The 23,811-nt window shown below is 69.4% G+C and carries 20 protein-coding genes; 12 read left to right on the forward strand and 8 right to left on the reverse strand.

The window, feature by feature from the left end; translation table 11 throughout:
- Positions 1–32: 32 nt before the first annotated feature.
- Entirely contained in the window at positions 33–743 is a 711-nt protein-coding gene (locus ACLFA2_RS12220) for an MBL fold metallo-hydrolase (RefSeq protein ID WP_347123511.1), read from the forward strand.
- 15 nt (positions 744–758) lie between these two features.
- On the opposite strand, the gene ACLFA2_RS12225 is transcribed toward ACLFA2_RS12220, so the two are convergent.
- From ACLFA2_RS12225 to ACLFA2_RS12235, 3 genes are all read right to left on the reverse strand, one after another.
- Entirely contained in the window at positions 759–1,322 is a 564-nt protein-coding gene (locus ACLFA2_RS12225) for a cysteine hydrolase (protein ID WP_347123509.1), read from the reverse strand.
- A complete protein-coding gene (locus tag ACLFA2_RS12230) occupies positions 1,319–2,761 on the reverse strand; it encodes a purine-cytosine permease family protein (RefSeq protein WP_347123507.1) in 1,443 nt (480 codons plus the stop codon). The genes ACLFA2_RS12225 and ACLFA2_RS12230 overlap by 4 nt, the downstream gene beginning before the upstream one ends.
- 67 nt (positions 2,762–2,828) lie before the next feature.
- Positions 2,829–4,112 (reverse strand): M18 family aminopeptidase, encoded by a 1,284-nt coding sequence (locus ACLFA2_RS12235; protein WP_347123505.1) that lies wholly within the window; start codon positions 4,110–4,112, stop codon positions 2,829–2,831.
- A 149-nt stretch (positions 4,113–4,261) separates the two neighbouring features.
- Between ACLFA2_RS12235 and ACLFA2_RS12240 the strand changes: the two genes are divergently transcribed.
- Complete coding sequence (locus ACLFA2_RS12240; RefSeq protein ID WP_426621383.1) at positions 4,262–9,802, forward strand: DUF7507 domain-containing protein; 5,541 nt, start codon at positions 4,262–4,264, stop codon at positions 9,800–9,802.
- Between the two features lie 238 nt (positions 9,803–10,040).
- Complete coding sequence (locus ACLFA2_RS12245) at positions 10,041–10,904, forward strand: EamA family transporter (RefSeq protein ID WP_021201216.1); 864 nt, start codon at positions 10,041–10,043, stop codon at positions 10,902–10,904.
- On the opposite strand, the gene ACLFA2_RS12250 is transcribed toward ACLFA2_RS12245, so the two are convergent.
- On the reverse strand, positions 10,905–11,561 hold the full coding sequence (locus ACLFA2_RS12250; RefSeq protein ID WP_021201215.1) for a response regulator: 657 nt from the start codon (positions 11,559–11,561) through the stop codon (positions 10,905–10,907).
- A gap of 227 nt (positions 11,562–11,788) precedes the next feature.
- Here ACLFA2_RS12250 and ACLFA2_RS12255 point away from each other — a divergent pair, with 227 nt between their 5' ends.
- Positions 11,789–12,931: a sensor histidine kinase gene (locus ACLFA2_RS12255; protein ID WP_021201214.1), complete on the forward strand. Its 1,143-nt coding sequence runs from the start codon at positions 11,789–11,791 to the stop codon at positions 12,929–12,931.
- A gap of 254 nt (positions 12,932–13,185) precedes the next feature.
- Here the strand turns inward: ACLFA2_RS12255 and ACLFA2_RS12260 are convergent, their stop codons facing one another.
- The gene (locus ACLFA2_RS12260) at positions 13,186–13,929 is read right to left on the reverse strand and encodes a GntR family transcriptional regulator (protein WP_426621384.1); all 744 of its coding nucleotides are present in this window, start codon (positions 13,927–13,929) and stop codon (positions 13,186–13,188) included.
- A 169-nt stretch (positions 13,930–14,098) separates the two neighbouring features.
- Here ACLFA2_RS12260 and ACLFA2_RS12265 point away from each other — a divergent pair, with 169 nt between their 5' ends.
- The 6 genes from ACLFA2_RS12265 to ACLFA2_RS12290 all read left to right on the forward strand — a co-directional run bounded on the left by ACLFA2_RS12265 (position 14,099) and on the right by ACLFA2_RS12290 (position 20,660).
- Positions 14,099–15,028 carry a phosphate/phosphite/phosphonate ABC transporter substrate-binding protein gene (locus ACLFA2_RS12265; RefSeq protein WP_021201212.1) on the forward strand — a complete coding sequence of 310 codons (930 nt, stop codon included), beginning with the start codon at positions 14,099–14,101 and terminating at the stop codon, positions 15,026–15,028.
- A 108-nt stretch (positions 15,029–15,136) separates the two neighbouring features.
- Positions 15,137–15,967, forward strand: a complete 831-nt coding sequence (gene phnC / locus ACLFA2_RS12270) for a phosphonate ABC transporter ATP-binding protein (RefSeq protein ID WP_292769024.1) — start codon at positions 15,137–15,139, stop codon at positions 15,965–15,967.
- On the forward strand, positions 15,964–17,721 hold the full coding sequence (gene phnE / locus ACLFA2_RS12275; RefSeq protein ID WP_426621385.1) for a phosphonate ABC transporter, permease protein PhnE: 1,758 nt from the start codon (positions 15,964–15,966) through the stop codon (positions 17,719–17,721). Before phnC ends, phnE begins: the two co-directional genes overlap by 4 nt.
- On the forward strand, positions 17,718–18,857 hold the full coding sequence (locus tag ACLFA2_RS12280; protein ID WP_426621386.1) for a TIGR03364 family FAD-dependent oxidoreductase: 1,140 nt from the start codon (positions 17,718–17,720) through the stop codon (positions 18,855–18,857). The genes phnE and ACLFA2_RS12280 overlap by 4 nt, the downstream gene beginning before the upstream one ends.
- The gene (locus tag ACLFA2_RS12285) at positions 18,854–19,561 is read left to right on the forward strand and encodes a phosphonatase-like hydrolase (protein ID WP_021201208.1); all 708 of its coding nucleotides are present in this window, start codon (positions 18,854–18,856) and stop codon (positions 19,559–19,561) included. Before ACLFA2_RS12280 ends, ACLFA2_RS12285 begins: the two co-directional genes overlap by 4 nt.
- Positions 19,562–19,571: 10 nt before the next feature.
- Positions 19,572–20,660 (forward strand): alcohol dehydrogenase catalytic domain-containing protein, encoded by a 1,089-nt coding sequence (locus ACLFA2_RS12290; RefSeq protein WP_426621387.1) that lies wholly within the window; start codon positions 19,572–19,574, stop codon positions 20,658–20,660.
- Positions 20,661–20,677: 17 nt separating this feature from the next.
- Here ACLFA2_RS12290 and ACLFA2_RS12295 read toward each other — a convergent pair whose 3' ends face one another.
- From ACLFA2_RS12295 to ACLFA2_RS12305, 3 genes are read right to left on the reverse strand one after another with little or no spacing between them, the layout of a single operon-like run.
- Positions 20,678–21,271, reverse strand: coding sequence for a CinA family protein (locus ACLFA2_RS12295; protein ID WP_426621388.1), 594 nt, complete (start codon positions 21,269–21,271; stop codon positions 20,678–20,680).
- The gene (locus tag ACLFA2_RS12300) at positions 21,268–21,681 is read right to left on the reverse strand and encodes a CBS domain-containing protein (protein WP_021201205.1); all 414 of its coding nucleotides are present in this window, start codon (positions 21,679–21,681) and stop codon (positions 21,268–21,270) included. Before ACLFA2_RS12300 ends, ACLFA2_RS12295 begins: the two co-directional genes overlap by 4 nt.
- A complete protein-coding gene (locus tag ACLFA2_RS12305; RefSeq protein ID WP_347123489.1) occupies positions 21,678–22,157 on the reverse strand; it encodes a hypothetical protein in 480 nt (159 codons plus the stop codon). The genes ACLFA2_RS12300 and ACLFA2_RS12305 overlap by 4 nt, the downstream gene beginning before the upstream one ends.
- 191 nt (positions 22,158–22,348) lie before the next feature.
- Here ACLFA2_RS12305 and ACLFA2_RS12310 point away from each other — a divergent pair, with 191 nt between their 5' ends.
- The gene (locus tag ACLFA2_RS12310; protein WP_021201203.1) at positions 22,349–22,696 is read left to right on the forward strand and encodes a hypothetical protein; all 348 of its coding nucleotides are present in this window, start codon (positions 22,349–22,351) and stop codon (positions 22,694–22,696) included.
- Positions 22,697–22,898: 202 nt separating this feature from the next.
- On the forward strand, positions 22,899–23,783 hold the full coding sequence (locus ACLFA2_RS12315; protein ID WP_167255533.1) for an SDR family oxidoreductase: 885 nt from the start codon (positions 22,899–22,901) through the stop codon (positions 23,781–23,783).
- Positions 23,784–23,811 lie beyond the last annotated feature (28 nt).

Consider the following 23,811-nt stretch of genomic DNA (forward strand, 5'->3'; position numbering starts at 1 on the left):
TAGCCATCGCAATCATCCCGAGAGGATCCGCCATGAAGCTCGCACCGCACCTGCACCGCCTCGGCAACGACATCGTCGCCTCGTACCTGATCGACCTGCCCGAGGGCATCACCCTGATCGACGCGGGGCTGCCAGGGCACTGGCACGATCTGCAGCGCGAACTCGCCGCGCTCGGTCGCCCGCTGTCCGACATCCGCGGACTCGTCCTCACCCACGGCGACGGCGATCACATCGGCTTCGCCGAGCGGCTGCGCACAGAGGCGGGAGTGCCGGTGTTCATCCATGCGGCCGACAGCCATCGTGTGCGCACCGGGGAGAAGCCGAAGACCGCGATGGGACCGGCGAAGATCGGGCCCACGCTCGGCTTCTTCGCCTACGGCCTGCGCAAGAACGCCCTGCGCGCACATCACGTGTCGGTCGTCACGGAAGTCGGCGACGGCGACGTGCTGGATCTGCCCGGTGCTCCGGTCGTCATCGGGATGCCCGGCCACTCGCCGGGGAGCATCGCGGTGCACGTGCCGGCCGTCGACGCGGTGTTCGTCGGCGACGCGCTGACCACTCGGCACGTGCTCACGGGACGGACCGGGGCGCAGCGCGCGCCCTTCACGGACGAGCCCGACGAGGCGCTCGCCTCGCTCGACCGCCTGGCCGCGGTCTCGGCCTCCTGGGTGCTGCCGGGTCACGGCGCGCCCTGGCACGGCTCCCCGACCGACATCGCCGCCGCCGTGCGAGCCTCGGACTGAGGCCCACGCCCGCCGTCAGCGGTTGCCGAGCACGGTGGCGGTGTCGCTCACGGTGATCTGCGGGGGATACAGTCCCATGACGTGCAGCGCAGTCGCGTGGTTCTCCGCAGTCGAGCCGGCGCAGGCATCCGCGGCGATCGTGACGTGCGCACCCGCGTCGGCCGCGGCCAGAGCCGTCGAGATCACGCAGCAGTCCGTCGAGACCCCGGCGAGCACCAGGCGCCCTCCGCGACCGACCACCGCTTCGAGCTCGGGGCCCCACTTGCCGAACGTCGGCAGGTCGAAGCTCGGATGCGGGGAGAGGTCGATCGCTTCGGGCACCAGGGCGAACAGCGGGTCGCCCGGCGGCTGGTCGGCGAACGGCCAGGCTGCGAAGTAGTCGCCCCAGGAGGTGGACCGATCGGCGGTCGGCACCCAGCGCGTCACGAGCACGCGGTCGCCGAACGCCTCCGCCAGGGCGCGGATGCTCGGCATCGCCTCGGCGAAGAAAGGTGAACCCCACGCAGACTCCGGCGAGGCGAAGATCGCCTGCGGATCGATCACCACGAGCCAGGTGTCCCCGGCAGCCGGAGCGCTCACACGGCCTCCTGGCGTCGGATCTTCGCGGCCCTGGCGGCGTAGGTCACGAGGAACGACAGCACCAGCGCGAAGAACACCCCGAGGTTCGCGTATGCCCACTCGCCGTCCCTGCCGCCGATGAGGAACAGCAGGTAGCCCTGCCAGTTGTTCCACGCGGCATCCTCGGCGAAGTTGTTCACGACCAGGCCCCAACCGATCACGCTCGTGACGACCAGGGTGCCGATCGATGTCCAGTCCCACGCGCCGTAACGACCGTTCTGATCGAACAGGGCCTCCTCGTCGTAGTCCTTCTTCCGACGCAGGATGTCGGCGATCAGGATGCCGGCCCACGAGGCGAGCGGCACACCGAGCGTGATCAGGAAGCTCTGGAACGGCCCCAGGAAGTCGGTCGCGAAGAACACCACGAAGATCGTGCCGAGTGTGAGGATCACGCCGTCGATCGCGGCCGCCGACGGGCGCGGGATGCGGATGCCGAGGCTGAGCAGGGTGAGCCCGGAGGAGTAGATGCCCAGCACCGCGCCCGAGACGAGCGCGAGCACGGCCGTCAGCAGGAACGGCACGAGTACCCAGGGAGGAAGGATCGAGGCGAGCGCGCCGATCGGGTCGGCGGCGATCGCGTTCATGAGGTCTTCGTCGGAGCCGCCGAGCAGCAGGCCGAACACCACGAGGATCACGGGTGCCACGGAGCCGCCGATCGTGTTCCAGGCGACGATCGCTCCGTCGGACGCCGTGCGCTTCTGGTACCTCGACCAGTCGGCGGCGATGTTGATCCAGCCGAGCCCGAATCCGGTCATCACCATCACGAGCGCGCCGATCACCTGACCGACACCGCCGTCGGGGCGGGCCAGCACGGCGGCGAAGTCGATCGCCGGCGCCGCGAGGACGATGTAGACCACGGTCACCACGCCGGTGATCCACGTGAGCACCGACTGCAGCTTCATGATCGTGTGATAGCCGAGCACGGAGGCGGTCACGATCAGCGCTGCGACGATGACGGTCGCGACGATGCGCAGCCAGATGCTGTCGCCGTCACCTCCGAGTTGCGTGATGACGGTCGCGGTGGCGAGTACCGCCATGATCGCGAGGAACGTCTCCCAGCCGATCGAGGTCAGCCACGAGACGATACCCGGAACCTTCTGGCCCTGCACGCCGAACGCCGCGCGGGAGAGCACCATGGTGGGCGCCGAGCCGCGCTTGCCGGCGATCGCGATGAGCCCGCACAGCAGGAACGACACCACGATGCCGATGATCGAGACGAGCGTCGCCTGCCAGAACGAGATGCCGAAGCCCAACACGAACGAGCCGTACGACATGCCGAACACCGAGACGTTCGCCGCGAACCACGGCCAGAACAGGTCACGAGGCTTCGCGGTGCGCTCGGATTCGGGGATGATCTCGATGCCCGCACGCTCGATGAGGGCCGGCTTGATGTCCGTCATGCTCACATCCTGGCACTGCGGGGGCGCGGCCGGGCGGACTTCGCGTGGGCCGGATCCGCCCGCGTGCTCAGCCAGCGAAGAACGACTGCGCGGTGCGGGCCAGATCGTGCAGGTCGGAGACCCCGGCGAGCTCTCGTGCGGAGTGCATCGAGAGGATGGGGATGCCCACGTCGACCGTGCGGATGCCGAGGCGGGTCGCCGTGATCGGGCCGATCGTCGAGCCGCACGGCACGCTGTTGTTCGACACGAACTCCTGCGTCGCGACGCCTGCGCGCTCGCACCAGCTCCGCCATGACGCCGTGCCGATCGCATCCGTCGCATAGCGCTGGTTGGCGTTGATCTTCAGGATCGGTCCCGAGCCGAGCACCGGTTGCACCACGGGGTCGTGCTTGGCGGCGTAGTTCGGGTGCACCGAGTGTCCGACGTCGCTCGACAGGCACCACGACGAGGCATACGCCTGACGGCGCGCGGATCCATCGGCGCCCAGCCTCGCGTACACGCGCTCGAGCACGTCTTCGAGGAAGGGGCCGGCGGCCCCGGAACGGGACTCCGAGCCGAGCTCCTCGTGGTCGAACGCGGCGAGCACCGCGATCGGTGCGCCCGCGGACGGTTCGTGCGTCGCGAGTGCGACCACGCCGGCGTGCACCGAGGCGAGGTCGTCGAGACGGCCGGAGGCGAAGAACGCGTCGTCCTTGCCGAACACCGCGCCGCGTGCGGAGTCGGCGACGACCACGTCGTATCCGCGGATCTCGGACGCTGCCACGTCGGCCGATGCGGCGAGTTCGGCGAGGATGTCGGCCTCGGTCGGGTCGCCCAGCCCCCACACGGGCTGCGTCTCGGTCTGCTTGTCGAGGGCCAACCCGTTGTTGACGCCGCGATCGAGGTGGATTGCGAGCTGTGGCAGGCGCAGCAGGGCGCCGGTGTCCGCCAGCACGACATGGCCGTCGGCCAGCGCCAGTCGCCCGGCGAGGCGCAGCTCGCGGTCGAGCCAGGAGTTCAACAGCGGTCCGCCGTACACCTCGACTGCAGCCTGCAGCCAGCCCCGCGAACCGGTGGTCGGCTGCGGCTTGAGCTTGAACCCGGGGGAGTCGGTGTGCGCGCCGAAGATCTGCACCGGCGTGGTGGTCGCGGCGTCCGACGGCACGACCCAGGCGATCGCCGCGCCGTCGCGCACGACCACGAAGCGCCCACCGGGCTGAAGAGGCCATTCGTCTTCCTCGTGCAGCCGCGTGAACCCGGACTCCTCCAGTCGTCGAGCGACCTCGGCTGCCGCGTGGTAGCTCGAGGGCGAGGCGGCGACGAAGTCGGCGAGGTCCTCGGCGTGGGCGAGGGCTGCGGGGGTGACGGGCATGTCGTGACCTTCCTGGAGAACGCGGTGCTTCGAGCGTAGTCGGGGACTTCGTCCGAAGGCCGGTCTACCACTTTCGGCTACACCCGGGTTAGCCTTCCAGCGGGGGAGATGCCGGTTCGGGCTCTTCCGTGAACCGGGGAGAACTTCACATGCGTGCACACCCACGTCTGTCCATTCGTCGCGCCATCGCGGGGGCGACTTCGGTACTGCTGCTGGCTGCTGGCCTCACCGTCGTCACCGAAGCGGTCGCTCCGACATCGGCATCGGCGGCGCAGACCCCGACCAGCTGTCAGGGAACGGTCGCCCTCGTCAACGGCGGGTTCGAGGCGCCGGTGATCCCGAACGCCTCGGTGTCGCTCCCCGACGAGAATCAGGTCCCCGGGTGGTTCACGAACGACAGCCTGAACCAGATCGAGCTGTGGAGCAGCGGATTCAACGGCGTCACCGCCGCCGCGGGGCGGCAGTTCGCCGAGCTCAACGCGAACAGCCCCAGCCGGCTCTATCAGGACGTGGCGACGACGCCGGGCCAGACGCTGTCGTGGTCGCTCAAGCACCGCGGGCGCACCGGGACCGACGTCATGCGCGTCGTGATCGGCACCCCGACCGGAGCCCTCGTGCAGAGCGGCCCCAACCTCTCCGACGGGAACACGGCCTGGGGCGCGCACACCGGCACGTACACCGTTCCCGCGGGTCAGACGGTGACGCGCTTCGGCTTCGAGGCGGTCAGCTCGGCTGGTGGCAGCGCTTCCGTCGGCAACTTCCTCGACGACATCACCTTCGGAACCGGCCCCTGTCTCATCACGAACAAGTCGGTGACCAATCTGACGCGCGGAGGCACGACCGCTGAGGTGGGCGACACGCTGCGCTACACGGTCACCACGAACAACGGCGGCGGGAACCCGGCGCTGCAGTCGGTGTCGTCCGACGTGCTCGCCGCAGGGATCGACTTCGTCCCGGGCTCGCTCAAGATCATCAGCGGAGCGGGCACGGGTGCCCTCACCGACGCCGCCGGCGATGACCGCGGCTCGTACACCTCGGGGAGCCGCACGGTGCAGGTGCGCCTCGGTGACGGGGGTACGGCCACTGCAGGCGGGTCGATCGGCGTGGGAGCGAGCACGAGCTACACCTTCGACGCCAAGGTCAATGTCTCGGCCGCGGCGACCACGATCGTCAATGAGGCACGGGTCGCCTTCCGCGACAACGTCGTCGGCCAGGACCGCACCTCGGTCAGCCAGGAGACCCAGACCCCTGTGAACGCCGCCGCCGACCTGGCGATCACCAAGAGCATCGACACGGATCCGCTGGTCGCCGGCCAGCCGGTGACGTTCACGATCGGTGTGACGAACAACGGCCCGCAGACTGCGACAGGGGTGACGGTCACCGACCCCATCCCTGCAGGCATCACGAACGTCAGGGTCGACTCGGGTGACGTGACGTGCACCGTCACCGCGACGGTGAGCTGCGCGGTACCGGACATGGCGGTCGGGCAGAGCACCGAGATCAAGATCACCGGAACGCTCTCCCCGTCGGGCGACCCCGGGGCCTCGTTGTCGAACACCGCCACGGTCTCGGGCACCCGCACCGATCCGAATCTCGCGAACAACACCGCGAGCGTCGTCAGCACGATATCCGCCCAGACCGACGTGTCGATCGTCAAGACGTTCTCCCCGTCCACGCCGGTCGCCGGCGAGCAGGTGACCTACACCCTCTCGGTCTTCAACGCCGGGCCGTCCGAGGCGCGCAACGTCGTGGTCACCGACCCGCTGGACCCGGACACGACCTTCATCAGCGCCGATCCCGGCCAGGGCACGTGCACGGCTCAGGGGTCGATGCTCACCTGCCAGGTGGGTACGCTCGCCCCCGGCGCGAGCTCCGTCGAAACCTTCGTCGTGGTGGAGATCAACCCCGGCGCCACCGCTGTGCTGCAGAACACCGCGACGGTGACGACCAGCACGACCGACACGAACCCGGCGAACAACGTCTCGTCGACCAGCTTCCAGCCCGATGTGATCGCCGACATGGCCGTCGTGAAGACGGCCTCCGCCGCGCAGGTCTCGGCCGGCGACACGATCGACTTCACTCTCGCTGTACGCAACCTCGGTGCGTCGGACGCCGTGAACGTGGCGCTCGTCGACACCGTGCCCGAAGGGTTCTCGGTGACGGGTGTCGACGCCCCGCCCGGCGCGACGTGCACATCCACCGCGAGTTCGATCATGTGCACCTGGGCGTCGTTCCTCGTCGGGGGACCGTCGAACGTGGTCGTGCACGCTCTGGTCGACGCCGATGCACCCGTCGGCACCGTGACGAACACCGCGTCCGTCGCGGCCCCCGCGGCCGACCGGGACACCACGAACAACTCCAGCTCGGTCGACGTCGAGGTCGTCCAGAGCGCTGACCTGAGCATCGTCAAGACGGCGCCGACGACGGGCGAGCCGGGGAGCTCTTTCACGTACACGCTCCGGGTTGCGAACGCGGGGCCCTCCGTCGCCCGCGGCGCCTCGGTCTCGGACACGCTCCCGGCGGGATTCCTCGACGTCGTCGTCAACGGACCGGGCTGCTCGATCGTCGGAGGGACGCTCGGGTGCGAGCTCGGCGACATCGCTCCCGGGGGATCGGTGGCGATCGAGGTCACGGGCACGTGGAGCACGACCGCGACGGGCGTGGTGTCGAACACCGCGACGACCACCTCCGGGACTCCGGATCCGAACACCGACAACAACACCTCGACGGTCGACGTCACGCTCGCGCCGAACGCCGACGTGAGCGTCGTCAAGACGACCTCGACCCCGACGGTTCCGCTCGGCGGGACCGCGACGTTCGAGGTCACGGTCACCAACGAAGGTCCGTCGGCGGCCGCCGGCGTGGTGCTCGACGAGCTGCTCCCCGTCGGGTTCATGCTCACCGGAGCCACGCCGTCGACAGGCACGTGGTCGATGGAGGACGCGCGCTGGACGGTGGGCACCCTGCTGCCGGGCGACTCCGAGACGATCACCGTCACCGCGACCGTCAACACGGAAGGACAGCTGACCAACACCGCGACGGCGAGTTCGCGCACGCCGGATCCTGACACGTCGAACAACACCGGCACCGCGTCGGTGACCGTCACGCCCTCCGCCGACCTCGCGATCGTCAAGACGATCTCGGCGAACCCGGCTCCTCTCAACGGCGCCGTGACCTACACGCTCGTCGTGACCAACAACGGGCCGAGCATCGCCTCCGCCGTCGCGGTCTCCGATGCCCTTCCCGCCGGCCTGCTGAATCCGTCGACCGCCACCCCCGGGTGCACGGTCACCGGATCGCAGCTCGCGTGCACGCAGCCGACCCTCGCGGTCGGCGCCACCTTCACCGCGACGGTGAGCGGCACGGTCGACCCGTCGATCGCGGGTGCGACGCTGTCGAACACGGCGACGGTGACATCGAGCACTCCTGACCCCGACCCGAGCGACAACACCTCGACGGTGACCGTTCCGGTCTCGGGAACGCCGCAGGTCGAACTCGTCAAGAGCGTCAGCGCTCCGACCGACACCGACGGCGACGGACGCATCGGTGCGGGTGACACGGTCGCCTATACCTTCACGGTCCGCAACACCGGCGACGTCACGCTCACCAGTGCCGCGATCACCGACCCGCTGCTCGGCGGTGCGGTGGCGTGCGCGGCCTTCGCCGCACCCTTGGCACCGGGCGGCACGGTGACCTGCGCGCCGGTCTCGTACACGCTCACGCAGGCGGACGTGGATGCCGGGACGGTGCGCAACACCGCCGCGGTGACGGCCCAGTCGGCCCAGGGCCCCGCGACCGACGATGCCGAGGCGAACGTCACGATCGCGGCGACCAACGGCATCAGTCTCGCCAAGAACCCGTCGACCGTGGTCGACGTGGACGGCGACTCCGCCGTCGGAGCCGGTGACACGATCGACTACACGTTCACCGTCACGAACAACGGCACGACGACGCTGCGCGACGCGGTGATCACCGACCCGATGCTCGGCGGAACCGTGACGTGCCCCGAGCTCGATGGAATCGCGCTCGCACCGGGGCAGTCGGTCTCCTGCACACCGATCACCTACACGCTCACCCAGGCCGACATCGACGGCGGGCTCGTGCACAACGAGGCCGCGGTCACGGCGAACGCACCGATCGGCACGGTGACCGACACCGCGCAGGCGGACGTGGACATCACCGGTACCGCGGCGATCGAACTGCTCAAGAACGTCGGGCGCGTGCTCGACGCCGACGGCGACGGCTTCATCGGTGCCGGTGACACGGTCGACTACACCTTCTCGGTGCGCAACCTCGGCACCACCACCCTCACGGGTGTGGTGATCACCGACCCGATGCTCGGTGCGGGAACCCTCTGCGCAGTCGGTGCTCTCGCGCCGGGCGGCACCTCGGACTGCGGCTCGTTCACGTACACGCTGACCCAGGCCGACATCGAGGCCGAAATCGTCCGCAACACCGCCACGACGACCGGCACCAGCCCGCTCGGTCCGGTCAGCGACGACGCATCGGCCGACGTCGTGATCACGGGCACGAGCGCGATCGAGCTGACCAAGACCCCGGGAGCGATCGCGCTCGGCGAAGACGGTCGGGCAGGAGCCGGTGACACGGTCGGCTACACGTTCACGATCCGCAATAGCGGCACGACGGTGCTGCGCGACATCGTCCTCGACGACCCACTGCTGGGTGGCAGGGTCGACTGCGCCGCTCTCGACGGTCTCGAGTTGAGTCCGGGTGACGAGGTCACCTGCGGGCCGGTCGACTATGTGCTCACGCAGCAGAACGTCGACGACGGGACCGTGCACAACGTGGCCACCGTCGAGGGGCAGTCGCGCAACGGCAGCGCCGACGCCCAGGACGAGGCCGACGTGCGCGTCGCGGGCACCGACGACATCACGCTGCTGAAGTCCGCGGCAGCCGTTGTCGATGCCAACGGCAACGGACGCACGGATGCCGGTGACACCATCGCGTACACGTTCACCGTGACGAACGCGGGCACGACGACCCTCACAGGCGTCACGGTCAGCGACCCGCGCCTCGGGGCGGCGGTCACGTGCGATGCGACCGAGCTCGCCCCGGGTGAGTCGACCGTCTGCGCGGCCGGCGCCCCTGCCGTGCTCACGCAGGCCGAGATCGATGCGGGCGAGATCGAGAACACGGCCACCGCCACGGGAACCGGCACCTCGGAGATCCCGCCGGTCGCGACCGACACCGTGGTGACCCCGCTCGTGGCACAGCCGGCCATCGCCCTGACGAAGACCGGCGGCGACTACGTCGATGCCGACCGCAACGGGAAGATGAACGCGGGCGACACCATCGCCTTCCGGTTCACCGTCACCAACACGGGAGCGGTGACGCTGACGAACGTGAAGATCGACGACCCGAAGCTGGGTGGCGTCGTCGACTGCGCGATCCCCGCCCTCGCTCCCGGCGCCACGGCGAGCTGCGGTCCGGTGACCTACGCCCTCACCACGGCGGACATCGCGGCGAGCACGGTCGTCAACGTGGCCACGGCGAGTGGCGTCGGCGGGGCCGTGACGGTCACGGCTGCCGCCACCGCGACGGTCGACCTGAACGGGCTCGCCGCCACGGGTGGCGTGATCACCGGAATCGGCTGGGCGCTCGCGTTGCTCGCGGTCGGGGCCCTGGTGCTGCTGATCGCCCGCGTGCGTCGCCGCGACGTCGAGGTCTGACGCCGCTCCATCCGCACGACGCGCCCCGCCCGATGATCGAGCGGGGCGCGTCGTCGTTTCCCCGCCGTTCATCCGATCGCGTTAGGCTCGTCCCGATAGCGCCTAGGGTTCCGGGGTTCGCGCCCGTCTGGTCCGAGCGGCGCCACGGCCCTCCTCCACAGGAGAGCCGTCATCTGACAGGACAAAAGCCCGGAGGACCCTGTTCGTCGCGCCGCGCGTCGGACGGAAGGGTCTCGTCGTGTCTCCACTCGCCTTCGTCCTGGTCTTCGGCGCCGCCATAGCCCACGCGGCGTGGAACATCATCGCGCACGGCATCAGCCGGGCCGGAGCGCCGTTCCTGTGGTGGGGATCGGTCGGCAGCACGGTCGTGTGGATCGGCGCGGTGCCGTTCACCGGCGGTCTCGGGGCCGACGACCTGGGATCGTTCGCCCTCGGCGTCGCCGTCTCGTCGGTGCTGCACGTCGGTTACATGGCGGTGCTCCAGCGCGGGTACCGGGAGGGCAACCTCTCCACCGTCTACGCGACGGCGCGGGGCACGGGCCCCTTCCTCTCGGTGATCGTGGCCGTGCTGCTGCTCGGCGAGCGTCCTTCGGCGGTCGCGCTCGTGGGCGTCGCCGCCGTGATCGTCGGCGTCGTCGCCATCGGACTCGTCGACCGGGGGAGAGGGGCGGGTTCTCGGCGGCTCGATCCCGGCATCGTCTTCGGGCTCCTCACCGGTGTCGCGATAGCCGTCTACACGATCTGGGACGCGCACGCGGTACGCACCTGGGGCCTCTCGCCGGTCGCGTTCATGGTCGGAACCACGCTGCTGCAGGTGCCGTTCTACTCGATCGCGGTGCGTCGGCGCTGGGGTGCGGTGTGGGCGCTCGGGCGCACGCAATGGCGCCGCATCCTGGCCTTCGGCATCCTGTCGCCGCTGTCGTACATCCTGGTGCTGACCGCGATCCAGATCGCACCGGTCGCGCTGGTGGCCCCCCTGCGCGAGGTCAGCGTGGTGCTGGTGAGCCTGTTCGGGGTGTTCGTGCTGCGGGAGTCGCGTCCTGCCTGGCGGATCGCGGCGTCGCTCGTCGTCGTCGCGGGGATCGTCCTGCTCGCGTGGTGATCAGCGGAAGCTGACGAGACCAGCGTGCGCGGCCGTCACGAGGATCTGCACGCGGTCGCGCAGGTGCCACTTGGACATCATGCGGCCGAGATGCGCCTTCACCGTACCCTCGGAGACGATCAGCGCCTTGGCGATCTCTGCGTTCGACATGCCCTGGGCGAGGCAGTGGAGCACCTCGACCTCGCGCTCGGTGAGCGGCTCGAGGGCGTCGGCGTCGGCCGCCACGGGCGTAGATTCGCGGACGTGCTTGATCAGCATCGAGGCGATCCGGGGAGAGAGGGAGCTGGCGCCGCTGTGCACTTCGCGGACGCCCGTGACGATGTCGTCGGCGCTGGAGTCCTTGAGCAGGTAGCCGGAGGCGCCGGCGCTGAGCATCGGAAGCACCGTGTCGCTGCCGTCGAGCGTCGTCACCGCGAGGACGCGGACGTGCGGCCAGCGCTCGGCGATCACGCCGGTGGCCTCGATGCCGTCCATCTCGGGCATCTGCACGTCCATCATCACCACATCGGGCTGCTCGCGTTCCACCGTGGCGATCGCCTCGAGGCCGTCCTCCGCCTGCGCGATCACGGTGATCTCCGGGTCACGCGACACGAAGTGCGACAGCGCCGAACGGACCAATGGATCATCGTCGACGATCACGACACGGATTTCCTGCATAGGGGGAAGCCTAACGGCGGGAGCGCTTCGATGACGTCATGTAGACCTTTGGCCAAAAACCTCTAGACGTGAGACAGATGTGCGCCGCGTTGTTCGCCGAGAAGATGAATACAGACATCGACGAACGACTACATAATGGAGGTGAACGTAATGACTTTCTGGCAGCAGGTTGGCAAGTTTTTTGGTCTCGTCCGCTAGCGTACCTGGCGAATAGGAGATAGTGAACCATGGCCTTCGACCAGTCCACCCGACGATCTGCGGATTCGTTCCGGTTGGGTCGGGGCGAGAAGCTCAGCGCGATCGAGCGGATCGTCGTCCTGGTCATCGTCTCCATCACCATCGCCACGGACGTCATAGGTTTTTTCACCACGCCGGGTGTGAACCCGGTCGCACTTTTGGTGAGCGTCGCATGTACCGCAGCGTTCGCCCTCTATCTCTGGAATCCACTCATCGCGACATGCGCCCTCGGCGTCGTGTTCGCGACATCATTCCTCGTGGGAACCGAGTCCCAGGTTCTGACCGCAGCCGCTGTCGCGGCCGGGCTGGTCATGAGGCTGGGATGGACCTCCCTGATCCTGTCGTACACCGGTGCGTTCCTCATCGCTGCAGCACTCGTCGCCAACGGCGATGCCGACACCGATGTGAACGTCGGTCTGTTCCTCATCTTCGCCACGGTGGCCGGAGCTGTCGGGTTCGCCCTGCGGCTCGCCTTCGCTCGGGGCAGTCGCCTCGAGCGCGAACTCGAGGAGCGCGCGGAACAAGAACGTCAAGCAGTGCTCGCCGAGCGACGATGGATCGCCGGTGAGCTGCACGACAGCATTGCGCACCACCTCACGGTGGTGGCGCTGCACGTGCAGATGCTCGAAGACCCCGAGACCAGCACCGATTCGCAGGAAGCGATCCGTGTCGCCGCTCGCAAGGCGATGACCGATCTTCGCTTCGTGATCGAATTGGCGGACGACGGTCCGCAGTCGTCCAGTGTGCAGACGGGCGACCTCGCAGCGGCGATCGACGAGGCGCAGAGCGAGTTCGAATCCGCGGGTCACTCCGTGGCCCGCGACGGAGACCCCCGCGACGAGCGCATCCCGCGTGCCGTCGAGATCGTCCTCGCGCGCATCGTGCGCGAGTCCGCCACGAACATCCTCAAATACGCAGGACCCGGTGAGGTGCAGATCGACCTCGCCGTGGACGACGACGTCGCCCACCTCACGCTGCGCAGCCCGCTCCCGACGACGCCGCGCCGCGAGCTCTCCTCCAGTCGCACCGGCCTGGGAAGAATGGCGGAGCGCGTCATGGGCGCGAGCGGCGAGTTCAGCGCCGGCGAAGTCGAGGGATTCTGGGTCGTGTCGGCCCGACTTCCGGTCGTCTGATGCTCTAGAGTGTGTGAGCACCCCTTCCACGATCCGCGAGAACCTAGACGAAAGTCTAGAGAAGTCTCGACGTTCGACCCTGTGGAACGCGTTGCAGCCTCCCGTAATCTGAAGGCTCCCCAGATAAAGCGTCCCCAGCGCTGCGATCGCGGGCGCGGTCTTTCTGGCTTCTGAAACACCTTGCGCGCTCGCGATCGCCTTCTGCGTTAACGGCCGATTCTCCGGCCTCCCGACCGGTGCTCATGCACGTCCTGCTAGGCGCCGACGGCACGCATGAAATGGCCGTCGGTGGAGATCCCCGACGCGGCGACCGTGAAGCGCACGACCTCGCTCAGGTAGCGGTCCTCCGAGGCCTCGAAGATCCGCCCCTCCGCATCGCGCGACGTGCGTGTGAGGCGCAGGATGGGCCTGCCACGGGGCACGCGCAGCAGTGCCGCATCCTGGTCGTCGGCGGCCACCGCATCGATGACGTGCTGCAGCGTGACGATCGGGTGTCCGACCGAGCCCAGGTACTCCGTGATCGAGACCTCGTCGAGGTTCACCTCGAACAATCGTCGTCCCGCGACCTCCGTGTAGTGGAGGCGCTCCAGCATGGTCGGCCGGCCGTCGAGCAGACGCAGCCTGACCACGCTCACGATGGTGTCGCTCGCGTCGACGCCGAGTGCTGCTCCCAGATCGCCGGCGCGCCGCAGGCTCAGCTCCTGCGTCTGCGCCCCCGGGGTGACGCCCAGCTCCCGAGCCCAGCGCGTGAACGGCACCGACACGTCGACGGCCTGATTAGCCTTGCGGGCGACCACGCGCGCCGGCCGCCCGCGGCTCGTCTCGATCAGACCTTCGCCGCGCAGAGCGGCCAGGGCGTTGCGGATCGGACCGCGAGATGTGCGCCACTTCTCGGCGAGGTCCGCCTCGGTCGGGACGTCGTCGCCTGGGCGCAGGGTGCCCGCCGCGATCTGCGCGCGAAGGTCGTCGGCGATCTGGGTGTACACAGCTTCGGCCACATAGGTACATTACTTCGCCATCTCGGTGAGCGCGATCACGTTCGAGGAGTGTTCATCCAGGCGAATGCTCGGTAAACGAGCCCTGAACTCTTCCGAGTTAGGTACATATCTCGGCGTGGCACCTGAGAGAGTCTTCCGTGGATCACCCCTCACACCCTGAAAGGTCCTCATGAAGCTTCGCGCTCTTCCCGCCCTCGCCGGCGTCGCGCTCCTCGCCCTCGGCCTCGCCGCCTGTTCCGGCTCGGCCGACGCAGCCGGCACACCCGGTGCCGACGAGTCGTCCTCCGCCAGCGGATTCGCGGTCGACGAGAACACGCTCGTCTTCGGCGTCGTGCCCGACTCGGTCGACACCGAGACGAACTACCAGCCGCTCATGGACTACATCGCCGAGATCACCGGCAAGACGGTCGAGTACCACGAGTCGACCGACTACGCCGCACTCATCGAGGCCGCGGTCGCCGGCAAGGTCGACGTCGCGTCCTTCTCCGGATTCACCTACGTCACCGCCACCAACAACGGCGCCAAGCTCACCCCGATCTCCTCGATCGTGACCGAGGAGGGCCAGGAGCCGGGCTACTTCTCGCAGGCGATCGTCCCGGTCGGCAGCGACATCACGAGCATCGACGACTTCAAGGGCAAGAAGGTCTGCTTCGTGGACCCGTCGTCGACCTCGGGCTACCTGTTCCCGTCGTACAACCTGCTCAAGGCCGGCATCGACCCCAAGAACGACATCACTCCGGTGTTCGCAGGCAAGCACGATGTCAGCGTCACCAAGGTCGGCGAGGGCGTGGAGTGCGAGGCGGGCTTCGCCGAGGACTCCGAGGTCGAGAAGTCGGACAAGGTGAAGGTCGTCGACGAGACGATGGTGCCCGGTGCGCCGCTGGTCTACTCCTCCACGCTCCCGGACGACGTCTCGAAGAAGCTCATCGACGGCCTCGCCGAGATCACGATCGACGACATCATCGCCGCGGGCATCGACGGTGCCGACACCGACGCCTTCCGCAGCGTGTTCTACGCCACGAAGCCGGTCGACGACGCGTACTACGACCTGATCCGCGACATCTGCAAGGAGACCGAAGCGGAGCAGTGCAAGGCCTGAGCCCGGCCTGACCGCTTCCCCTCACCCGGCGCCCTCCGTCCCTTCCGTCGCGCACGGACGGGACGGAGGGCACCACCGCACGACTCACGACACCACAGGAGCTACGACATGACCGCCTCGGCATCCGACGCCCTCATCCGCCTCGACGGCGTGACGAAGACCTTCGGGACGACCACCGCACTGAAGGATGCCTCGCTCGAGGTGTCCCGCGGCGAGATCGTCGTGCTCCTCGGCCTCTCCGGCTCGGGGAAGTCGACCCTGCTGCGCCACCTCGACGGTCTCGAGACCCCCACCGCGGGCTCGGTCGAGGTGCTGGGCTCCCAGGTCCCGGCGCTGAAGGGCAGGGCGCTGCGCGACCTCCGCAGCCGCGTGGGCTTCATCTTCCAGCAGTTCGAGCTGGTGCCCTCGCTCACCGTGCTCGAGAACGTGCTCACCGGCTCGCTGTCCGGCGTGCGCGGGCCGCGCCTCGGCCTCTGGGGATACTCGCGTGCCGCCAAGCTCACCGCACTCGAGCACCTCGACCGCGTCGGTCTGCTCGACCGCGCCTACCAGCGCAGCGACACCCTCTCGGGTGGACAGCAGCAGCGCGTGGCCATCGCCAGGGCCCTGATGCAGAAGCCCGACATCCTGCTCGCCGACGAGCCGGTCGCCTCGCTCGACCCGGAGTCGAGCGAGCAGGTCATGGCGCTGATCCGGGAGATCGCCGCCGACGAGGGACTCACCGTCGTCTGCAGCCTGCACCAGGTCGACCTCGCGATCTCGTGGGCCGACCGCATCGTCGGTCTGCGTCACGGCGAAGTGGTGCTCGACACCCCGACCGACGGTCTCACCAAGGCCGAGGTCATGGAGATCTACGGCCGCGTCGCCACCACGACCGCCGAGATCCGTGCCGTGGCCGAAGAGCTGGTCGAGGCGGCTGCGCAGGTGGCCGCATCATGACGGCCCTCGATTCCGCGACGGATGCCGCCACACGCGGCGGAGGCCCCGTGGCTCAGGGCGGCGGGCGCAGCGTCGCCGAGCGTGCCCCGAGGCGTCCGATCTCGCCGGAGCGGATCGCGGCATCCCTCACCCTGGTCGCCCTCGTGGTGCTCGGCATCCTCGCCGTCCGCGATGTCGACATCTCCCTCCCCGCGATGGTGCAGAGCTGGGGCAATGCCGAGAACTTCATGGCGCGCGTCGGCGGTCTCACCTTCCCCGCCCCTGGCGACCTCGCCTGGCTGATCGCCCTCACCGTGGGACTCGTGCTCGTGGGCACGCTGCTCGCCGCCGTGCTGTCGGTGCCGATCGCCTACCTCGCCGCCGCCAACACCACGCCGGGCAACGGATGGCGCGCAGCCGCGCGGTTCATCGGCGTGCTCACCCGTGCGCTTCCCGACGTGGTGCTCGCGATGGCGTTCGTGCTGATGTTCTCGCTCGGCACCCTTCCCGGGATCCTCGCCATCGGCATCCACTCGATCGGCATGATCTCGAAGATGTTCGCCGATGCGATCGAGCAGATCGATGAAGGCCCCCGCCTCGCCATCCGTGCGGCGGGCGGCTCGAAGATGCAGGAGTTCACATCGGGCATCCTGCCGCAGGTGCTGCCCAGCTGGGTGGCCACCGTGCTGCACCGCAACGACATCAACCTGCGCGGCAGCGTGGTTCTCGGCTACGTCGGCGTCGCCGGTCTGGGCCTGGAGATGTCGTATGCGTTCAAGTCGCTCAACTACGGCAAGGGCCTCAGCATCGCCCTCGTGATCTTCATCCTGTGCGTCGCGATGGAGATCGTCTCGAGCATGGTCCGCGGCGCGATGCTCGGCGAGCAGAAGCACACCCGATCGTGGATCGACAGGATCCTGCATCCGCGTCTCGGCGCGAACGCCGCATCGGCACCCGACGCTCGCCCCGCCTGGGCGGCCAGCCCGGAGACCGCGGTGCGGCGGCCCTGGACCGCGCAGCGCGTGCGCCACACGATCGCCGGCGTCATCGCGATGCTCGTGGTGATCGGCAGCGTCGTGGTCAGCCAGATCAACTGGATGGACCTCATCACGTTCTGGGCCAAGCTGCCAGAGGTGGCGGCGAAGTTCTGGCCGCCGTCGTTCGGCAACTACGACGCGAGCGCGATGTTCCAGGCGATGCGTGAGACTGTCGCGATCGCCCTCGCGGCCACCGTGCTCACCCTGCTCCCGTCGTTGCTGCTGGGTTCGCTCGCGGCACGCAACGTCGCCCCGAGCTCCGGTGCCCGTGGCACGGCACGTCTGCTGCTCGTCGGCATCCGGGGCATCCCGGAGCTGATCCTCGCGATCGTGCTCGTGGTCATCACCGGACTCGGCGCGCAGGCCGGCGTCATCGCTCTCGCCATCGGCGGCATCGGACTGCTCGGCAAGCTCATCGCCGACTCCTTCGAAGAAGTGGACCGCGGACCGGAACGCGCACTTCGCGCGGTGGGCGCGACGCGTCTGCAGACCTATACCTCGGCGACAGTGCCGCAGGGCATGCAGGCGCTCATCGGCCACAGCTTCTACATGCTCGACACGAACATCCGCGCGGCGACGATCCTCGGCATCGTCGGCGGCGGCGGCGTCGGCTATTACCTGCTCAACGCCAGCCAGGGCTCTCGCTACGAGACCGTGACGGCGATCGTGCTGATGATCCTCGCCACCGTGCTGGTGGTCGAAGGGCTCGCGATGTGGATGCGGAAGGTGTTCCGATGAATCGTCCTCTCGACACGGCCGACGTGGTCGTCGTCGGCTCCGGGATCGTCGGTCTGGGTGCGGCGTACGCGGCGGTCCGGCGCGGTCTGCGCGTGATCGTGGTCGACCGCACCGACGCACCGGTCGGCGCCACGATCCGCAACTTCGGGCACCTCTGCATCGGGGCTCAGGGCGGGGAGGCCCGGCGGTACGCCGACATCTCGCGCGACCTGTGGCTGCGCCTCTCCCACGATGCGGGCTTCTGGCTGCGCGAGTCGGGCACGCTGGTCGCCGCCCGGCACGACGATGAGCTCGCCGTGCTGGAGGCCGCCTCCCGCGAGGGCGGGATCCGGATGCTGGATTCCACGGAGCTCCTGCGTCTCGCCCCGCTCCGTGCCGAGGGACTCATCGGCGGCGCGCACATCGAGACCGACCTGCAGACGGATCCGCGCACCGCGGCGGATGCCATCGTGCGTCACCTGGCTCGTCTGGGTGTCGAGTTCCGCTTCCGTACCGCCGTCACCGCGGTCGGAGACGGACGTGTCGAGACCACCCGCGGTCCGATCGCCTGCGGGAGCGTCGTCGTCGCCGTGAACCACGACATCGATCAGCTGCTCCCCGAGGTCGCCGAACGGCACGGGGTGGTCCGCTGCGCCCTGGACATGATGCGGGCGGCCGTGTCGTTCCGGCATCCGCTGGCGGCGCCGCTGCTCACCGGCTGGTCGCTCGTCCGCTACGGTCGGTTCTCCGACGGACCCGAGGCCGCCGTGCTGCGGGAGCGCCTGCACATCGAGCGGCCCGACCTCGCCGCGATCGACCTCAACCAGATGTACACGCAGCTCCCCGACGGCACGCTCATCATCGGCGACTCGCACGCGACGGCCGTGGCCCCGGCGCCGTTCCAGCCCGAGGCCGCCTTCACCGCCTTCCTCAGCGAGGCGGAAACGCTGTTCGATGCGCTGGCGCCCCGCGTGATCGAGCGGTGGCAGGGCGTATACGCGAAGGGGCGGCAGGAGTTCCTGATCGACCGGACCGACGACGGTGTGCTGGTGCTCGCCGCCACGACCGGCATCGGGATGACCACAGGGCTGGGGCTCGCCGAAGAGAATCTCACCGCCGCCTTCGGGTGGGCGGCAGCAATGGAAGGAACATCATGACCACTCCTCTCGAACTCGTCGTCCTCGACATGGCGGGAACCACGGTGCTCGACGACGGCGTCGTGGAACAGGCGTTCCAGCGCGCCGCCGAGCGTACGGGCGTCGCGGACCGGATGCCGTGGGACGAGGCGCTCGACTACGTGCGTGTGACGATGGGGCAGTCGAAGATCGATGTCTTCACGCACCTCTCCGGTGGCGACGCCGAGTCGGCCGCACGGGCGACCGCCGCGTTCGAGGGCGCGTACGCCGAGATCGTCTCCGAGCAGGGAGTCTCCGAGGTGCCTGGCGCCGCCGACGCGATCCAGGGGCTGAAGGATGCCGGGTTGACGGTCGTGCTCACCACCGGCTTCGCCCCGGTGACCCGCGACGCCCTGATCGACGGTCTGGGGTGGGGCGATCTCGTCGACCTCGTCCTGTCGCCGATCGATGCCGGACGCGGGCGTCCCGCCCCGGACCTGGTGCTCACCGCGCTGCTGCGCACGCAGACCGCCTCTGTCCAGGCCGTCGCTGTCGCCGGCGACACCGTCAGCGACGTCGAGTCGGGCCGCCGAGCCGGTGCCGGATTCGTCGCGGGCGTGCTGACCGGTGCACACGATCGTCCGGCGCTGAGCGCCGCAGGGGCGGATGCCGTGCTGAGCGATGTGACCGCCTTGCGCGGCGTGCTCGTCCAGCGCGAACTGCTCCCGCTCGTCGCCACCTCCTGAGAGGCCCGACATGGGAACGCTGCTGATCCGTCCTCCCGGACACCGGAGAGACGTCGCTCTGCGCCCGGCGGCGACCGCGATGGTCTGGATCGGCGAGGGCCATCCGCACGAGACGATCGCGGTGCCCGGGGTCGCGCTCGCCGACGGCGACGTGCTCGTGGCGGTCGAGATGTCGACGATCTGCGGTTCCGATGTGCACACCGTGCAGGGCCGTCGATCCGCGCCGACGCCCCTCGTGCTCGGACACGAGAGCGTCGGGCGGGTGATCGCGACCGGCGACGCCGGAGCGCTCACCGTCGACGGCACTCCGCTGCGGATCGGCGACCGGGTGGTCTGGTCGGTCACGGTGTCGTGTGCGCGCTGCGACCGCTGCCTGCAGGGCATGCCGCAGAAATGCCGCGACCTGGGCAAGTACGGGCATGACCGGGTCGGGGCGCACGGCGATCTCACCGGAGCCTTCGCGAGTCATGTGCAGCTACGGGAGGGGACGGCCATCGTGCGGGTGCCGGAGGCGCTCCCTGCCTCGGTTCTCGCCCCCGCTTCGTGCGCCACGGCGACCGCCTGGGCGGCGGTGGCGAGGGCCGCCCAGGACCGCGACCTCGACGGGGCCGCCGTGCGGATTCACGGGGCCGGACTGGTCGGGCTGTCGGCTGCGGCCATCGCGGCCGAGCAGGGCGCGACCGTCGAGGTGCTCGACCCCAATCCGGATCGACGCGCGCTCGCCGCACGCTTCGGCGCAACGGGTCTCGCCCGTGAACCCGACGTGGTGATCGAGGCCTCGGGGCATGCCGTGGCCGAGGCACTCGCGGGTGTCGCGGTCGGGGGAACGGTCGTGCTCGTCGGGAGCGTGTTCCCCGCCGACCCGGTGCCGTTCGATGCCGAGAGCATCGTGCGACGGCTGGTCACGGTCGCCGGTGTCCACAACTACACCGGTGCCGAGCTGGCCGATGCCGTGGCCTTCCTCGCCGGACGGGGGCGGGCCTACCCGTTCGCGGATGCGGTCGGCGCGGTGCGCGGGCTGTTCGAGATCGACGCGGCTCTGGCGGCAGCCGCTAGCCCGGGCGCGCCCCTGCGGATCGGGCTCATCCCGGGGCAGTGACGCCCGGATCGCCGACGCTACTCGTCGGCGTCCTGACCGCGCAGGGGCCCGAGCGGGCGGAGCCCCTCGGAATGGAAGGCGAGCAGGCGGACGGCGGCGGCGACGGTCGCGGCCAGGACCTCTTCCGGGTCGCCGACCAGAGCGAGCCTCCGATGACCCGTATCGTCAGCGGTGGCCCAGCCCAGGTAGACCGTCCCCGAGGGGTGACCCCCCTGCGGCTCGGGGCCTCCGACGCCCGTGGTCGACACGGCGATGTCGGCGTCGAAGAGGTGCCGTGCCCCCGCGGCGAGCTGTTCTGCGCACGAGGAGGAGCAGGGGTCGGTCCCCGGCGTCAGCCCGAGCACTCGCTCCTTGACGTCGGTCCGGTAGGCGACGACGCCGCCGGCGAACCAGTCCGAGGCCGCGTCGCCGGAGCCGATGGTGTGCGCGAGCAGGCCGGCCGTGAGCGACTCCGCCACCCCGACCCGCAACGGTCGCTCGGCGGCGAGCTCACTCAGTCGCGCGATGTGGCTGCGTATGCCGGGGTCGCCGCTCGTGCCGTCCGCCTCGGTGTCGTTCGCGTCGTCCGTCTCGGTGTCCGGATCGGCTGTGGGGTCGTCGTGCAGGGTCACCGTGAGATGCTCTCCACTGTCTTGCCGGTCGTCGCCGCGGAGAGCGAACGGGCGATGTCCGCCTGACTGACGATCCCGACCAGCCGACGATCGGCGATCACCGGCAGGCGTCGCACCTGGTTCTCCTGCATCCGATCGAGGGCCACACGGATGTCGTCGTCGGCGTCGACCGTGACCGGCCTGCCCTTCGCGAGAGCGGACGCCGGCGTCGTCTCCGGGTCCATCCCGAGGGCGATCGCTCCGACGACGATGTCGCGGTCGGTGAGCATGCCCTTCAGCTTGCTGTCCTCGCCGCAGATCGGCAGGGCGCCGACATCCAGATCCGCCATGACGGACGCGGCGATGCGCAGCGAATCGTTCACCCCGATGCACCGCGGACTCGGTGTCATCAGGTCGCGGGTGGTGGTCATCGCTCTTCGCTCTCGTCATAGTCGGGGCGAGGAGGCTGGAGCGGCTGGTCGGAGTATTCGCCACCCGCGCGGCCTCCGTACGGGCGACCGTGATCGGCGAACTCATCCCGCGCGAACACGAGAGTCCACGGACCGGCCGTGAAGTGCGCTCCCGTGCGCAGTGTCTCGGAGTCTTCATCGACATGGGTCGCGTCCACACCCAGGCTCGCGTTCGTCTCGCCCTCGCCGTGCATCGTCAGCACATACTCGTCGCGGTCGTCGTGCGTGATCGTGGCATGCACGGGGTCGGTGTCGGCGAGGCGCAGCTCGTTGCCGTCGGCCGAGCCGATGCGCACCACGTCGTCTTCCAGGGCGAATTCGGTGCGTTCGTCGTCCCGCGTGATGCGCAGCCGCGGGTTTCCCGCGCCCCACTGGGCGTGGGTGGTCGTCGGCGTGTAGCCGTCGTCGGGACGGTCGTCGATGTGTCGGTCGTTCATGGCATTGCCCTTCTCGAGTTCGAGTGACCCCGAGGCTAGGCTCCGGTCGATGTCTCGCCGAGGGGGTTGACTTCGGTGTATCGAGTCGGCATCGGGCACACCTGCCCGTGAGGGCGGCATCCGGCGGAGGAGTGCGCGACAATGGATCGAAGCCGTCGTCTCGGCCAGGCAGCGACCAAGGAGCACCACCAATGGGAAAGTTCGTCTACGAAGGCGGCGTGAAGACCGAGATCGAGGACCGCGCCCTCACCCACCTGCAACTCGTCATCACCGCGAAGCTGCGGCGCGGCGAGCCGTTCCCGTTCAGCTGGCGCGAAGATGCGAGCGTGGGCGGCGGGCGCACGACCGTCTGGATCCAGCCCGGGAGCTCGCTCGTCTTCAAGTACTTCGGCAGCCGTCAGCCTTCGATCAACCGCGCGTGGATCGAGGCGCTGGCGTTCACGGCGAACGCTCCGAGCGGTCTGTACCTGGTTCCCGAACCGGCCGAGGCCGGCGACGAGCCCGGTGCCGGAGAGGTTCCGGTCACGCCCCCGCTCTGACCTCCGGGGCTCTCCTCGAGCCCACGCACCTCATCGAGACCCACCGGCGCGGAGCATCCGTCGGTGGGTCTCGGCGTTGCGCCCCGGACATCGACGGCACCCTGGCGAACGGCGAGATCTGTCAACCCCCTGACGAAGGACGGGACGATCGGGGAGGGTTGCTCCGACGACGACACGTCCGACGAGACGAGGAGGATCGGCCATGACCGACGACACCACCGACCCACGGCACGCGCACCGCGAGGAGGGTTTCCCCGCACAGCACCAGGACCAGCCGGGACTGACCGAGGAGACCAGGCCCGAACCGGACCACGGTGAGCGGACCTACGTCGGCCACGGTCGCCTGGACGGACGCCGCGCCCTCATCACCGGCGGAGACTCGGGCATCGGGCGGGCCGTGGCGATCGCCTTCGCACGCGAGGGCGCGGACATCGCGATCGCGCACATGCCCGAGGAGCAGGACGACGCGGAGGACACCCTCGCCCTGGTCCGCGAGGCGGGACGCACCGGAGTGGGCTTCGCCGGTGACCTGCGGGACGAGGCGTTCGCGACCGAGATCGTGGCGGGGACGCGGAGTGCGCTCGGCGGACTCGATGTGCTCGTGCTCAATGCCGGCTACCAGCACGACATCGACGGCTTCGAGAACCTGGAGACGGAGCGGATGCGCCGGGTGTTCGACACCAACCTCGCGGGAATGCTGTTCTCGGCACGGGCGGCCTACCCCCAGCTCGAGCCTGGAGCGAGCATCATCGTGACCGCGTCCGTCCAGGCGTACAACCCTTCGCCGGGACTGATCGACTACGCCATGACGAAGGCGGCGCAGGTGGCGTTCGTGAAGGCGCTCGCGGAGGAGGCAGGAACCAGGGGCATCCGGGTCAACGCCGTCGCGCCCGGGCCGATCTGGACGCCGCTGATCCCGGCGACCGGGTGGGACGCCGAGCGGCTGGCGACCTTCGGAGACGACACCCCGCTGGGCCGGGCGGGACAGCCGGCAGAACTGGCCGGGGCGTACGTGTACCTGGCATCGTCCGAGTCGTCGTACACCTCCGGATCGGTCATCGCGGTCACGGGCGGCAAGGCTCTCTGATCTGCGTCGAGGCGGCGGTCCGGCCGGG

This window comes from Microbacterium sp. As-52, assembly GCF_049949185.1.
Classification (GTDB): Bacteria; Actinomycetota; Actinomycetes; order Actinomycetales; family Microbacteriaceae; genus Microbacterium; species Microbacterium maritypicum_A.

Bases quoted from the DNA above. Each gene is read 5' to 3' on its own strand.
- ACLFA2_RS12220 (WP_347123511.1), top strand. From the start codon at position 33: ATGAAGCTCGCACCGCACCTGCACCGCCTCGGCAACGACATCGTCGCC.
- ACLFA2_RS12230 (WP_347123507.1), bottom strand. From the start codon at position 2,761: ATGACGGACATCAAGCCGGCCCTCATCGAGCGTGCGGGCATCGAGATC.
- ACLFA2_RS12235 (WP_347123505.1), bottom strand. From the start codon at position 4,112: ATGCCCGTCACCCCCGCAGCCCTCGCCCACGCCGAGGACCTCGCCGAC.
- ACLFA2_RS12240 (WP_426621383.1), top strand. From the start codon at position 4,262: ATGCGTGCACACCCACGTCTGTCCATTCGTCGCGCCATCGCGGGGGCG.
- ACLFA2_RS12250 (WP_021201215.1), bottom strand. From the start codon at position 11,561: ATGCAGGAAATCCGTGTCGTGATCGTCGACGATGATCCATTGGTCCGT.
- ACLFA2_RS12255 (WP_021201214.1), top strand. From the start codon at position 11,789: ATGGCCTTCGACCAGTCCACCCGACGATCTGCGGATTCGTTCCGGTTG.
- ACLFA2_RS12265 (WP_021201212.1), top strand. From the start codon at position 14,099: ATGAAGCTTCGCGCTCTTCCCGCCCTCGCCGGCGTCGCGCTCCTCGCC.
- phnC (WP_292769024.1), top strand. From the start codon at position 15,137: ATGACCGCCTCGGCATCCGACGCCCTCATCCGCCTCGACGGCGTGACG.
- phnE (WP_426621385.1), top strand. From the start codon at position 15,964: ATGACGGCCCTCGATTCCGCGACGGATGCCGCCACACGCGGCGGAGGC.
- ACLFA2_RS12280 (WP_426621386.1), top strand. From the start codon at position 17,718: ATGAATCGTCCTCTCGACACGGCCGACGTGGTCGTCGTCGGCTCCGGG.
- ACLFA2_RS12285 (WP_021201208.1), top strand. From the start codon at position 18,854: ATGACCACTCCTCTCGAACTCGTCGTCCTCGACATGGCGGGAACCACG.
- ACLFA2_RS12290 (WP_426621387.1), top strand. From the start codon at position 19,572: ATGGGAACGCTGCTGATCCGTCCTCCCGGACACCGGAGAGACGTCGCT.
- ACLFA2_RS12300 (WP_021201205.1), bottom strand. From the start codon at position 21,681: ATGACCACCACCCGCGACCTGATGACACCGAGTCCGCGGTGCATCGGG.
- ACLFA2_RS12305 (WP_347123489.1), bottom strand. From the start codon at position 22,157: ATGAACGACCGACACATCGACGACCGTCCCGACGACGGCTACACGCCG.
- ACLFA2_RS12310 (WP_021201203.1), top strand. From the start codon at position 22,349: ATGGGAAAGTTCGTCTACGAAGGCGGCGTGAAGACCGAGATCGAGGAC.
- ACLFA2_RS12315 (WP_167255533.1), top strand. From the start codon at position 22,899: ATGACCGACGACACCACCGACCCACGGCACGCGCACCGCGAGGAGGGT.